The sequence below is a fragment of the bacterium genome (assembly GCA_035549195.1).
Lineage (GTDB): Bacteria > Oederibacteriota > Muellerivitia > Muellerivitales > Muellerivitaceae > DASZRK01.
Genome location: DASZRK010000068.1, coordinates 1 through 12,322, shown reverse-complemented (window position 1 = coordinate 12,322; position 12,322 = coordinate 1). Strand labels below are relative to the sequence as shown.

Below are 12,322 nucleotides of genomic sequence, written 5' to 3'. Positions count from 1 at the left end.
AGCGCCGCTATCGCGCCGCCCAAAAACTGGGAATGTTGACGGTCCCCGTCATCGAGGTGCAGGCCTCGGACGTGGAGTCCCTGGAGCTGGCCCTCATCGAGAACCTGCAACGCGCCGACCTTTCCCCCTTGGAGGAGGCGGAAGGCTACCGCCGCCTGCAGGAGGAATTCAGCATGACCCAGGAGCAGATCTCCCTGAAGGTGGGGAAGGACCGCGCCACGGTGGCCAACGCCCTGCGGCTCCTCAAGCTTTCCCCCGAGGTGAAATCCATGCTGGCCTCCGGGGAATTGACCGCGGGCCATGCCCGGGTCCTGGCTTCCCTGGCGACACCCCAGGAGCAATACAAATGGGCGGAGAGGATCGTCCGCCAAGGTTTCACGGTACGGGATGTGGAAAAATGGCTCCAGGACCAGAAGGGTCCGACGCGGAAAGGGAAAACGGGCAAGGCCAAGGACCCGAACATCGCCAAGCTGGAGGAGAACCTGCGCAACTGGCTGGGCACCAAGGTGACGGTGCGTCCCAACGGGCGGCAGAAGGGTACGGTTTGCTTCGAATATTATTCCCTCGACGACCTCGACCGCGTGCTCAACCTTTTCCGCAAAGCCGGGTATCGTTGACAAACTTGCGCATTTTGTTAAATTAAAAATCAGAAAGTTACGCCGGAAGTGGCACTTCCGGTATCACGCCCGAAGGAGTACCCAGTGGCCCAAACCGGCGCAGAACAATTGGCGAAGAAGATGGAATCGGAGGTCAAGCGGCTCGCCCCCCAGGCGATCATCCGCAATGATTTCTCCAACTACAAGGACGATGGGGTCGACATCTATGTCTACGCTCCCCGCAAGGTGGCGGACATGCTGCGGACCCGTTTGAAAGGGACCCTCGCGACCGAACTCAAGCGGGTGGCCCACACCAAGGCGCAGCTCTTGATGGAAGATATCGAGAACATGACCGCCGAGGCCAAGCAGAAATACGGCATTCCGGTTTAATTTTTTAGCCGTTCCTTTAAATCGTTTTCAGTAGTTAAATTGAAGCCCCTCCCCGTATGCGGGGAGGGGCTTTTTCATTATCCGTCCCCAGGCCCCCATGCCCTTTGCCATCGAACTTTTTTTCGACCCGAAATTGGACCTAGAGGTCCAAAGGCTGGGACAAGCCCTCGAGAAGCGGGGAATTCCCGCGATCTTTTCCACCTTGGGCGCCACACCCCACGTGAGCCTAGCGGTCTTCGATTCCTATGATGGGAACAAGCTCCATTCGACCCTCAAAAAGCTCTCGGGGACCTTTCCGCCCCGTCCCGCGCAACTTTCGGCTTTGGGGACCTTCCCCGGCAAGGAGGGGGTGCTGTTCCTTTCCCCCAAGGTTGGGCGCTTCCTTCTGGAGATCCACGAGGCCCTGCATCGGTTCCTGCCCGGTGTCACCCGGGGGAATTGGGACTATTATCTACCCGAAAATTGGGTCCCCCATTGCACCCTTTCCATCCACTTGTCCCCGGGGGAACTGGCCGCAGGGATGGACCTGGTCCGCAAAAAATTTTCGGGGCTCAAAGGGCGTTACGCCCGCCTGGCCCTGGTCGAGGTCGACCCGGGGCTCAAAAAACCGATCCGTTTGATCTCGTCCATCCCCTTGTCGGGGAAGAAAAGGAATAAGTGATCATGGCGAAACCCCGGTTGTTCCTTCTGGACGGCGCGGCCGTCGCCTACCGTTCCTACTACGCCTTCATCAAGAACCCCCGGATGACCACCCATGGCCTCAACACTTCGGCGGTCTTCGGGTTCCTGACCACCCTCCTGATGATCCTGGAAAAACAGAAACCCGAGTACTTCGCCGTGGTCTTCGACACCAGCGAGCCCACCTTCCGCCACAAGATGTACAAGGACTACAAGGCCAACCGGGACGAGATGCCGGAGGACCTCTCCAAATCCTTCCCTTATCTTTTCAAGATGATCGAGGCGCTCAAGGTCCCCATGCTCAAGAAACCGGGGTTCGAGGCGGACGACATCATCGGGACCCTGGTCGAGCGCGCGAAAAAAGAGAAGGTGGACAGTGTGATCGTGTCCGGGGACAAGGATTTCATGCAGCTCATCGGGCCCTCGGTGAAGATGTTCAAGCCCAAATGGCCGGACGACTGGTCCATGGCGGACGAGAAGGACGTGATGGAGAAGTTCGGGGTCAAGCCCGAGCAGGTCATCGACGTGCTGGCCCTCATGGGCGACGCCTCGGACAACGTGCCGGGGGTGCCGGGGATAGGGGAAAAGACGGCGACCACCCTCATCCAGGAATACGGCTCCTTCGAAAATCTCTTCAAGAACGTCGATAAGATCCAAAAACCAAAACTCAAGGAGACCCTGGAAAAGAACCGGAAACTGGCAGACCTTTCGAGGGAACTGGTGACCATCCATTGCGAGGTCCCCTTGAAGGAGAAGGTGAAGGACCTGGTCTGCGAACAGCCGGACATGGCGAAAGTGCGGGAATTGTTCCAGGAACTGGAGTTCAACCGCAGCGCCAACCGGGTGGAGGAATACGCCAAGACCTTCGGGGAGGTGCCGTTCACCCTTGAGAGCCCGGAGCCGAAGGAGGCGAAAGGAAAGAAGGGGAAGGCGGCCAAGAGTAAAAAAGAGGCGGCGCCGGAGCCGGGCGAGGTCAAGGTCCCCCATGTTTCCGATAAATACCGGGCGCTCCTGACCGAGGAAGAGATCGAAAAGGCCCTGGCGGCCGCCGCCAAGGCGGGGCTGGTCGCGGTGGACACCGAAACCACCGGGTTGGACGCCTTGACGGTCGATATCGTGGGCGTGTCCCTGGCTTGGAAGGAGAAAGAGGGGGTCTTCATCCCCTTCAACCATGGGGTGGGCAAAGAAAAGGCCGTCAAGCTCCTGAAGCCCTTCCTGGAGGATCCCAAGATCGAGAAGGGCGGGCAGAACAGCAAGTACGACTGGGCGGTCTTCAAAAGCCACGGGATCGAACCCAAGGGGTTCGCTTTCGACACCATGATCGAGAGCTTCCTGCTGGATTCCTCCTACCGCCAACACAACCTGGACGCCATTTCCCTGAAGCATTTCAACTACCGCAAGATCCCCACCGAGGCCCTGATCGGGACGGGCAAGAAACAGATCACCATGGACCGGGTGCCGCTCGAGGCCATCACCCAATATGCCTGCGAGGACGTGGATTTCACCCTGCGGGCCCACGATCTCTTCGCCCCCCGCTTAAAAAAAGAAGGGTTGGAAAAGCTCTATCGCGAGGTGGAACTGCCCCTGGTGCTGGTGCTGGAAGATATGGAACGGGCGGGCATCTGTGTGGACAGCGACCTGCTGAAGGAGCTTTCCAAGGAAGCCGCCAAGGAAGTGGAAAAGCTCACCCGGAAGATCTACAAGGAAGCCGGGGAAGAGTTCAACATCGGGTCCCCCCAGCAACTGGGGAAGATCCTCTTCGAGAAGATGGAGGTCCATAAGGTCGCGGGGACCCGGATCAAGAAGACCAAAACGGGCTATGCCACCGACGTGGACGTGCTGGAGTCCTTGAAGGGCGTACCCATCGCCGACCTGGTGTTGGACTACCGCCAGCTCTCCAAATTGAAGAGCACCTATCTGGACGTGCTCCCGGAGATGGTGTCCCCGAAGGACGGGCGCATCCACACTTCCTACAGCCAGACCATCGCGGCCACCGGGCGGCTCTCCTCCAACGACCCGAACCTGCAGAACATCCCCATCCGCTCCGAGTTCGGGCGGCGCATCCGGGGAGCCTTCGTGCCGAAGGACTCCAAGCATGTCCTCATCTCGGCCGACTATTCCCAGATCGAACTGCGGGTCCTGGCCCACATCACGGGGGACCCGAACCTCATCCGGACCTTCGAGAAGGACGAGGATGTCCACCGCCGCACGGCCTCCCTGGTCTTCGGCGTCCCGATGGACCAGGTGACCTCCACCCAGCGCAACCAGGCCAAGACCATCAATTTCGGGGTCATCTACGGCATGGGTCCCCAGCGCCTGGCCCGGGAGAACGGGGTCTCCATGGCGGAGGCCAAGAAGTTCATCGAGGACTATTTCGCCAAATATCCCGGCATCCAGAAGTTCACCACCGAATGCGTGGAAAAGGCCAAGGAACAGGGCTATGTCTCCACCATCCTGGGCCGCAAACGCCTTCTCCCCGACATCCATTCCACCAATGTGGGGCTGCGCATCACGGCCGAGCATATGGCGGTCAACACCCCCATCCAGGGATCGGCGGCGGACCTCATCAAGGTCGCCATGCTCCGCATCCACGAAAAGCTGAAGGTCAAAAAGCTGGACACGACCATGTTGTTGCAGGTGCATGACGAACTGGTCTTCGAGGCACCCAAGGGGGAAGTGGAGGAGGCCAAGAAGCTCATCGTCCACGAGATGGAGAATGCCATGAAGCTGAAGGTCCCCTTGAAGGTGGACGTGGGGGTCGGCAAGAGCTGGCTGGAGGCCCATTGATCGTCGCCCTGGCCGGGGAGAGCCTCTTCAAGAAGACCCTGGAAGAGGCCGCGGCTTCGGTTTCCGTGGACCTCCTGGTACTCGAGGAGGAGGAACCCTTCTGGGCCGCGTTGCAGGAGACCACGCCGGACGCGGTCCTGGTGGAAACGGGCTTCTCGGCCTTGGACGCGGGCGAGATCGTGCAAAAGATGAAGACGAATCCTTCCACCCGCCGGATCCCGGTGGTGGCCTTCGGGGATTCTTTGCGTGCCGACCTGCTCCAGGACGCGAAGGAAGCGGGGGCGGACCTGGTGCTGGCCCGGGCGGCCTTTCGGGACCAGCTTTCCCAGTTACTGCGGCACTATGACAAAAGTCATTCGCGCTGAAGTCCCCGGTCTTTAAGCTGGTTTCCGGGCCGAAAGTTTGGACATTGAAAAAAGGCCCGGCCGGGCGCATTATTAATCACGAGCATCAATTCCATACCGTTGTTCAAGAGGAGTCGTGCCATGGGACGTTTTGAAGAGCTTTTGTTGATCCTGGCCATTGCCCTGCTGCTTTTTGGGCCGAGCAAATTGACCGACCTGGCCAAGGCGATGGGCGGGGCCTTGCGGGAATTCAAGAAGGCCGCCAGCCCGGAGGAGGAAGCCAAGGCTTCGGCCCAGCCGGCCGCCTCGCTCCCTCCGGAGACCAAGCCTGCCGAGACCAAGAACCCTTCCTGATCCTTCTTTAAAAGACAGGTCGAACAAAAAAAGCCGTTCCCTTGAGGGGAACGGCTTTTTTTGTTTTCCCCTCGATCCAAGTTCTTCATGCGTATCAGCGACGAGATGGCCGCCACCGTCAGCCCGAAAATGCAGACGATGGTCGCCCCATGGGCCGATCCCGGGTGTAGGAAAGCACCGAGCAACGGTCGGTATGAATTTCCAGCGCGTCATGATGGTGGAAAGCCTCGACGGTCAGGACACTGCCTAGCGCGAGGAAGGACGCGAAGGCCAGGCCGTAAAGGTTCTTCCGGAAAAAGTTCATGGCTTGCGGCGGCTCCTGGGTGCGTTATCATTGGGAAGGGCCCAAGAAAATGTCAACGAGACGGACCGACGAAAGGAACGACCGATGACTCCATTGCTCAAGCGGATGCCCATTCTTCTCCTATTGGGGACCTGTCTGGCCTTGGCCGGTTGCGGGGACGGAGAACCGCCCGTTCCGCAAAAACCGGGAGGGCTCCAAGCGGGGGACAAGGCCTATGACTTCTCCCTTTCGGACAGCGACGGCCGGATCATCAAGATGTCCGACCTGAAGCCGGGTTGGAGCATGGTGCTCATCCTTTACCGGGGCCATTGGTGCAGCGCCTGCCAGGAACAGTTGTCCAACCTGAAAGAGGATTATCCCCGCTTCCAGGAGCTCCACTCCACCATCGTGGCCGTCAGCGTGGACCCGGTGGAGGATTCGGCGGCCTTCAACGCCCAATGGCGTTTTCCTTTCCCCCTCCTTTCGGATCCCCTGTTGAAGGTGATCGATGCCTATGGCGCGCGGCACCCGCGCGGTCATGAAGGGAAGGATATCGCGAGGCCCACGGTCATCCTGATCGACCCCCAAAAGTTCGTGCGGTTCAAGTTCATCGGGAAGGACCCGACGGACCGTCCCACCGACAATGAGATCCTTTTCAACCTCAAGGAAATGGAAAAACGCGAGGGGATCCTGCCGAAATGAAGGACGGGAGGCGTCCATGAAGATCGGTTTTGAGGCTCAAAAGGGCCCGGTCGGGGTCCTTCTCATCCACGGTCTTTCCGGGACCCCGGGGGAGATGAAGCCCCTGGGGGACTACCTGGCGGCCAAGGATTTCACCGTCCTGGGCCCTTGGCTTAAAGGGCATGACACCAACCCCCGGGACCTGGCCCGGACCGATTGGACCGATTGGGCCGCGAGCGTTCGGGAGGCTTACGACCACCTGAAGGGCCGTTGCGACAAGCTCTACGTGGCCGGTCTTTCCATGGGGGGCTTGCAGGCCCTGCACCTGGCGGCGCAGGTCCCGGTGGCGGGGGTGATCGCCATGTCCACCCCTGTCCGGATCGATGACTTCCGTTTCAAGGGGATCGCTTTTTTCCGTTTCCTCCAATGGTGGACCTCCAACCTGACCGGCGGCATCCTCGATCCCCAGGCGCCGCCCCACGTGACCTATCCCTATGTGATGACCAAGAGCCTCTACGACCTCAAGAAGTTCATGGACCTGGTCCGTGGCGAGCTGCCCCGCATCCAAGCCCCGGTCCTGGTCGTCCAGGGCCGCAAGGATTCCATGGTGCCCCCCGGCAATGCCCAACTGCTTCACCAATGGCTGGGGTCCCCCCATAAGGACCTACTCTACCTGGACCGCTCGGACCATGTGGTGACCATGGACTTCGATAAGGACATCCTTTATGAAAGGGTTTTCCAGTTCCTCCGGTCCGCCTCCTGAGCCCGGAAAGGCGCCCCCGGGAAACCTTTTACCCTTTCGCCGTTCTTTTGAGAATTGACAGGAACGGAACCTACTTTTAATTTAAAGGTGCAAGTCAAGAAGTTCCCGGTTAAATTCGTTCGGGACTGCCCTCCTGATCCGGTCCTGGCCCTTGGGGCCCGGCCGTTCGCCGAAGTCCGTAGCGATCCCTGTTCCAAAGGAAGCGAAAACTTGTCGCCTAAACTGCGCTCCTACTTCCGCAAAAAGATGACCTTCATGGTGGTCCCCCATGACGGCGGGAAACCCTACCAATTGAAGACCCATCTTTTCCTGGTCCAGTCCATGGCCCTCCTGTTCATCGGCCTCCTGGCGCTGGCCGGTTACGTCGTTTCCCGACACGTCGATTACGAACTGGCCCGGCTGACCCAGAAGAAATTCGAGTCCAACATGCGGGACATCCTCAAGGAAGTGGACACCAACCGGTCGATCCTGGGCCGGATCTCCCTGATGGATTCCCAGTTCCGCAAGCTCCTCAAGTTGGGCGATAAGAAGGAAGTGGTCTCCCAATTCGCGGGGATGGGCGGGCCCACGGAAGAGGAATCGGCCCGGTTCTCCCAACTGCTCCAGGAGAAGAACGACGAATTGGCCCGCAAAGTGGAGGCCAACCTCAAGCTGACCCACCAGCAAGCGGTCAAACAGGAAGCCAGCTTCAAGGAGATCAGCAGCTACCTCAACAAACAGAGTTCCATCCTGGCGGCCACGCCCTCCCTTTGGCCGGTCAAGGGCTGGATCACCTCCGGGTTCGGGAGGCGGGCCTCGCCCCTCACCGGCGAGCCGGGCCGGCACATGGGGGTGGATATCGCCAACGAGGTCAATACGCCCATCCGGGCCGCCGCCGACGGCATCGTGACCTACGCGGGCTGGGAAGCGGGCTATGGCCGCTTGGTCGCCATCGAACACGGTTATGGTTACAGCACCCGTTACGGGCACTGCGCCCGTATCGAGGTGAAGGTGGGGGATGAGGTCAAACGGGGCCAGGTGGTGGGTTATATGGGTTCCACGGGCCACAGCACGGGGAGCCACGTCCATTACGAGGTCCGCGTCCACGGCGTGCCGGTGGACCCGGAGAAATACTTGCCGAAGGTCGATTGACGGCGCCGCAAGGGAGGCGACATGGGATGGTTCGGTTTCGGTGAGTCCAAGGCCATGGGCCGGGTCGAGACCCTGGTCGGCCAGGAAGCGTCGCTTCGGGGAAGTTACAACGCCAAACACACCATCCATGTGGAAGGCGAGATCTACGGGAACGTCACCAGCGAGGACGGCATCATCATCGGGCTCCGCGGGATGGTCCGCGGCAACCTGACCGCCCGTTCCATCCTCATCGGAGGCCGGGTGAAGGGCAACATCAGCGCCTCCCAAAGGATCGAGCTCCAGGCCACCGCCCAGGTGGAGGGGGACCTTTCGGCTCCCGTGCTGGTCATCGAAGAAGGGGCCGTCTTCGAGGGCAATTGCGCCATGGAGGACGCCGACAAGGTGGTGGACCTTCAGAAGGTGAAGGAGAACTGAACGACACGGCCAATTTATAATTCTTAATTTTGAATTCTTAATGGTGGAAGGGCGGCTAATGCCGCCCTTTTTTGTTTTCGGCCTGTGCTAGAATCACGCCCATGCCCAAGAACGCTTCACGCGAACCGAAACCCATCTACCTGGATTGCGCGGCCACGACCAAACAGAAACCGCCGCAGGTCCTCAAAGCGGTGGTGCGCTACGCCACCGAGGTGGGGGTCTCCCACGGACGGGGCACCTACGCGGCGGGCATCGCGGCCAACCAACTGGTCTTCGAGACCCGGCAGGCCCTGGCCCGGCTTTTCAATGTCCCCAGGTCCGAACGCATCCTCTTCACCAAGAACGTGACCGAGGCCGTGAATACGGCCCTGAAAGGGTTCCTCAAGAAGGGTGACCACGTGGTCCTGTCGGGGGTGGAGCATAACGCCGTCATCCGGCCCCTGAACAAGCTCAAGGCGGACCGGGGGATCGACTACACGCTTGTCCCGGCGTCGGCGACCGGCCGTTTGAACCCCTATGATTTCGAGGCGGCCCTCAAGCCCGAAACCCGGCTCGTTTGCCTGACCCACGCCTCCAACGTGACGGGGACCCTGGGGCCCATCGCCGAGGTGGGGGCGATCTGCGCCAAGAAGGGCGTCGCCTTCCTGGTGGACGCGGCCCAGACCGGGGGCACCACCCCGCTGGACATGAAGGCCGCCCGGATCAGCTTCCTTTGCTTCACCGGCCACAAAGGCCTGATGGGTCCGACCGGGACCGGGGGATTGGCGGTGGACCCGGCCTTCGATCTGGATTCCTTCATCGAGGGCGGGACCGGGTCCAACAGCGACAAGGAAGAACAACCCACCCAATGGCCGGACAAGTTCGAGAGCGGCACCCAGAACTATTGGGGGTTGGCCGGGTTGAAAGCCGCCGTGGACTTCTTATTAAAAACGAGTGTCCAGGCCGTCCGGCGGAAAGAGGAATCTTTAACGGCCCAGTTCCTCAAGGGGCTCGAGAAGGTACCGGGACTCAAGCTCTATGGCTTGCCCTGGGGGGCCGAAAAGGACCGGGTCGCCGTTGTTTCCTTGAATATCGAAGGAAGGGACCCGTCCGAAGTGGGCTATGAATTGGAACAACGCTTCGGCATCATGACGCGGGTGGGGCTCCATTGCGCGCCCCTGGCCCATCGTGCCATCGGGACCTACCCGACGGGAACGGTACGGTTCAGTTTCGGGTTCTACAACAAGCCCGCCGAGGTCGACAAAGCGGTCAAGGCCCTCAAGGAGTTGACGAAGAAATGAAGATCGGTGTGGCCATGAGCGGCGGGGTGGATTCCTCGACCGTGCTGGGCCTTCTCAAGGAACAAGGCCATGAAGCGGTCGGACTCACCCTCAAGATCCTCCCTTGCGAGATCACGCCGGGTGAGAACGGAGCGGTCTCCGTCAAGCAGGTGGAGCCCAAAGGCCAGCGTTGCTGCTCGGTCGAGGACATCCAGGACGCCCGGGAAGTGGCGCTGAAGCTGGGCGCCCCCCATTATGTCAACGAGGGGCTCGACGTGTTCCGGGCCAACGTGGTGGATAGGTTCCTGGACGAATACGAGCAGGGCATCACGCCCAACCCCTGCGTGGAGTGCAACCGGTTCGCCAAACTCCCGCTCCTGCTCCAGCAGGCCCTTTCCCTGGGCTGCGAGAAACTGGCGACCGGCCATTACGCCCGCCTGGACCAGGACCCTTCGACCGGCCGCTGGCGCTTGAAGAAGGCCGCCGACCTGGACAAGGACCAGAGCTACGTCCTCTACAAGCTCACCCAGAAGATCCTTTCCCACCTGCTTTTCCCCTTGGGCGACGTCACCAAGCCCCAAGTGCGGGAGGCGGCCAAGCGCATGGGACTCAATACCGCCGAAAAACCCGAGAGCATGGAGATCTGTTTCGTCACCCAAAAAAGTTACCGGGATTTTGTGAAGATCCACCGGCCCCGCGCCTTCATTCCCGGCGACATCGTGGACGTGGAAGGGAAGGTCCTGGGCCGGCATGAGGGGATCGCGGGTTTCACCATCGGCCAGCGCAAGGGCATGGGCCTTTCGGGCGGGCCCTACTTCGTGGTGGAACTCCAGCCCGATACCGCCAAGGTCATCGTGGGCCGTGACCAGGACACCTTCGTGAAGGAGTTCCGGGTGGGGGAAATGAACTGGGTGGCCTGGGCGCCCATCACGGAACCGCGTGAGGTCATGGCCAAGATCCGTTACCGTTCCGTCGAGCAAACCGCGGTCCTTTATCCGGAAGGCCCCAAGCAGGTCCGCGTGGTCCTCAAGGATCCGGCCCGCGCGGTCACGCCAGGTCAGTCCACCGTTTTTTATGAGGGGGATGTGGTCCTGGGCGGCGGGGTCATCCAGCGTCCGGCCTGACCGGGTTTTTCTTTTGGCTTCATAACGATTGAAGGTATAATCCGCCCATGTCCCTGAAATCCACCTTCCTTAAAAAGACCCTAGCGGCCCTTTTGACCCTGCAATTGGTCAATCTGACCCCTCTTTTCATCCCCAAGGCCCACGCCCTTTTCTGGGAGGACGAAGGGGATGAGAACAACAATCCCAACGAGGTCAAGCACCGTCCCGACCATTTCAACATGTTCGACTGGGTCGACGACCTGGACCGTGATTCGAAGAAGAAGACCTACGAGGAGATGGACAACCATGACCGGGGCCCGGGGGTCAACGGAGACGCCCAGGCGCTGGTGCTCATTACCTCGGGGGTGGTGGGGTTGGCCGGCGGGCTCCTTCTTTCCTATGAGTTCAGCGGGGCCAACGACAACGTGACCTCCAATATGTTCATCGGCGGGGCCATCGGCCTGGGGGCGGGGTTGGGCATCGGCGCCCTCATCATGCCCCATGACTACAACGTGAACCCCATCGCGCTGGATAACGATGGGATGAAGTTCCGCCAAGCCTGGCTGCAAGACCCGGTCCGCCTGCAGGTGGCCCAGGCCTTCCATCCTTCGCAGGTTTCCGTCCAGTTCCAATTTTAAAAACCGCCGACGCTGTTCCTGTCCGTCCGTCCCTGATGGGGCGGGCTTGTCGTTCAATGCCATGATCGAAGGTGCCCCGTGCTCAATTACGTCCGTGTCAAATTAAAACCCAAGGAGGAGGACCGCCTGTTGGCGGGCCACCCCTGGGTCTTCGCCAACGAGGTGGACAGCGCCCCCAAGGTACTGGCCCCCGGGACCCTGGTGGAGGTCATCACCGCCAAGGGGAAGCATGTGGGGCGGGGGGTGGCCAACCCGACCTCCAAGATCCTCATCCGTCTCCTGACCCGTTCCTTCACGGAGGAACTGGACGATGCCTTCATCGCCGGACGGGTCCAAAGGGCCCTCGCGGTCCGGAAGGAACTGGGCGAAAAATGGGGTACGGACGGCCTGCGGCTCCTCTTCGGCGAGGCCGACGGCCTGCCGGGCATCCTCTGCGATGGTTTCGGGAAAGACCAGGCGGTCCTTTCCTGCTTCAGCGCGGGGATGAAGCCCTTCCTGCCCGCCATCACCGCCGCCCTCAAGACGGCGGGTTATAAGCACATCTTCGAGAAGAGCGCGGGGGAATCCCGGCAGAAGGAAGGCATGGCCGAGTCCCAAGGCTGGCTGACCGAGCCGGGTCCGGGCGCCATGGTGTTCCATGAGGGAAAAGCCAAGTTCACCGCCCGGCCCGAGCAGGGGCAGAAGACGGGTTTCTACCTGGACTTCCGGGAGGTCCGCCGCCGTATCTTCGAGATGAGCCGGGGCCGAAAGGTGCTGGACGCTTTCTGCTACACGGGAGCCGCCTCCATCCAGGCCGCGCTGGGCGGAGCGAAGGAAGTGACGGGATTGGATTCGTCCCAGCCGGCGCTCGACGAAGGGACCCAGACGGCCCAGGCGAACGGGGTGGGGGACCGGGTGCGGT

The 12,322-nt window shown here is 60.8% G+C and carries 15 protein-coding genes; 14 read left to right on the top strand and 1 reads right to left on the bottom strand.

Annotated elements, in window-relative coordinates:
* The 6 genes from VHE12_12045 to VHE12_12020 form a co-directional block, all read left to right on the top strand.
* Positions 1-617 (top strand): ParB/RepB/Spo0J family partition protein (locus VHE12_12045; GenBank protein HVZ81510.1); only part of this gene is annotated, 617 nt, incomplete at its 5' end.
* 84 nt (positions 618-701) lie between these two features.
* The gene (locus VHE12_12040; protein HVZ81509.1) at positions 702-986 is read left to right on the top strand and encodes a hypothetical protein; all 285 of its coding nucleotides are present in this window, start codon (positions 702-704) and stop codon (positions 984-986) included.
* A 97-nt stretch (positions 987-1,083) separates the two neighbouring features.
* Positions 1,084-1,647, top strand: coding sequence for a 2'-5' RNA ligase family protein (locus VHE12_12035; GenBank protein ID HVZ81508.1), 564 nt, complete (start codon positions 1,084-1,086; stop codon positions 1,645-1,647).
* Between the two features lie 2 nt (positions 1,648-1,649).
* Entirely contained in the window at positions 1,650-4,451 is a 2,802-nt protein-coding gene (gene polA, locus VHE12_12030) for a DNA polymerase I (GenBank protein HVZ81507.1), read from the top strand.
* Positions 4,448-4,816, top strand: coding sequence for a hypothetical protein (locus VHE12_12025; GenBank protein ID HVZ81506.1), 369 nt, complete (start codon positions 4,448-4,450; stop codon positions 4,814-4,816). Before polA ends, VHE12_12025 begins: the two co-directional genes overlap by 4 nt.
* A gap of 120 nt (positions 4,817-4,936) precedes the next feature.
* On the top strand, positions 4,937-5,149 hold the full coding sequence (locus tag VHE12_12020; GenBank protein HVZ81505.1) for a twin-arginine translocase TatA/TatE family subunit: 213 nt from the start codon (positions 4,937-4,939) through the stop codon (positions 5,147-5,149).
* Between the two features lie 118 nt (positions 5,150-5,267).
* Here the strand turns inward: VHE12_12020 and VHE12_12015 are convergent, their stop codons facing one another.
* On the bottom strand, positions 5,268-5,453 hold the full coding sequence (locus tag VHE12_12015) for a hypothetical protein (protein ID HVZ81504.1): 186 nt from the start codon (positions 5,451-5,453) through the stop codon (positions 5,268-5,270).
* Between the two features lie 84 nt (positions 5,454-5,537).
* Here VHE12_12015 and VHE12_12010 point away from each other — a divergent pair, with 84 nt between their 5' ends.
* The 8 genes from VHE12_12010 to VHE12_11975 all read left to right on the top strand — a co-directional run.
* Positions 5,538-6,134 carry a peroxiredoxin family protein gene (locus tag VHE12_12010; protein ID HVZ81503.1) on the top strand — a complete coding sequence of 199 codons (597 nt, stop codon included), beginning with the start codon at positions 5,538-5,540 and terminating at the stop codon, positions 6,132-6,134.
* A 16-nt stretch (positions 6,135-6,150) separates the two neighbouring features.
* Positions 6,151-6,876 carry an alpha/beta fold hydrolase gene (locus VHE12_12005; GenBank protein HVZ81502.1) on the top strand — a complete coding sequence of 242 codons (726 nt, stop codon included), beginning with the start codon at positions 6,151-6,153 and terminating at the stop codon, positions 6,874-6,876.
* Between the two features lie 210 nt (positions 6,877-7,086).
* Positions 7,087-8,007: a M23 family metallopeptidase gene (locus VHE12_12000; protein HVZ81501.1), complete on the top strand. Its 921-nt coding sequence runs from the start codon at positions 7,087-7,089 to the stop codon at positions 8,005-8,007.
* 21 nt (positions 8,008-8,028) lie between these two features.
* The gene (locus tag VHE12_11995; GenBank protein ID HVZ81500.1) at positions 8,029-8,421 is read left to right on the top strand and encodes a polymer-forming cytoskeletal protein; all 393 of its coding nucleotides are present in this window, start codon (positions 8,029-8,031) and stop codon (positions 8,419-8,421) included.
* A 101-nt stretch (positions 8,422-8,522) separates the two neighbouring features.
* Complete coding sequence (locus tag VHE12_11990) at positions 8,523-9,701, top strand: aminotransferase class V-fold PLP-dependent enzyme (GenBank protein ID HVZ81499.1); 1,179 nt, start codon at positions 8,523-8,525, stop codon at positions 9,699-9,701.
* Complete coding sequence (gene mnmA, locus VHE12_11985) at positions 9,698-10,804, top strand: tRNA 2-thiouridine(34) synthase MnmA (protein HVZ81498.1); 1,107 nt, start codon at positions 9,698-9,700, stop codon at positions 10,802-10,804. The genes VHE12_11990 and mnmA overlap by 4 nt, the downstream gene beginning before the upstream one ends.
* Before the next feature lie 47 nt (positions 10,805-10,851).
* Entirely contained in the window at positions 10,852-11,421 is a 570-nt protein-coding gene (locus tag VHE12_11980; GenBank protein HVZ81497.1) for a hypothetical protein, read from the top strand.
* A 78-nt stretch (positions 11,422-11,499) separates the two neighbouring features.
* On the top strand, positions 11,500-12,322 hold an 823-nt coding region (locus tag VHE12_11975; protein HVZ81496.1), incomplete at its 3' end, for a class I SAM-dependent methyltransferase.

Excerpts from the sequence above, each read along its gene's own strand:
- VHE12_12035 (HVZ81508.1), top strand. The coding sequence starts at position 1,084 with ATGCCCTTTGCCATCGAACTTTTTTTCGACCCGAAATTGGACCTAGAG.
- VHE12_12015 (HVZ81504.1), bottom strand. The coding sequence starts at position 5,453 with ATGAACTTTTTCCGGAAGAACCTTTACGGCCTGGCCTTCGCGTCCTTC.
- mnmA (HVZ81498.1), top strand. The coding sequence starts at position 9,698 with ATGAAGATCGGTGTGGCCATGAGCGGCGGGGTGGATTCCTCGACCGTG.
- polA (HVZ81507.1), top strand. The coding sequence starts at position 1,650 with ATGGCGAAACCCCGGTTGTTCCTTCTGGACGGCGCGGCCGTCGCCTAC.
- VHE12_12020 (HVZ81505.1), top strand. The coding sequence starts at position 4,937 with ATGGGACGTTTTGAAGAGCTTTTGTTGATCCTGGCCATTGCCCTGCTG.
- VHE12_12010 (HVZ81503.1), top strand. The coding sequence starts at position 5,538 with ATGACTCCATTGCTCAAGCGGATGCCCATTCTTCTCCTATTGGGGACC.
- VHE12_12005 (HVZ81502.1), top strand. The coding sequence starts at position 6,151 with ATGAAGATCGGTTTTGAGGCTCAAAAGGGCCCGGTCGGGGTCCTTCTC.
- VHE12_11990 (HVZ81499.1), top strand. The coding sequence starts at position 8,523 with ATGCCCAAGAACGCTTCACGCGAACCGAAACCCATCTACCTGGATTGC.
- VHE12_11980 (HVZ81497.1), top strand. The coding sequence starts at position 10,852 with ATGTCCCTGAAATCCACCTTCCTTAAAAAGACCCTAGCGGCCCTTTTG.
- VHE12_11995 (HVZ81500.1), top strand. The coding sequence starts at position 8,029 with ATGGGATGGTTCGGTTTCGGTGAGTCCAAGGCCATGGGCCGGGTCGAG.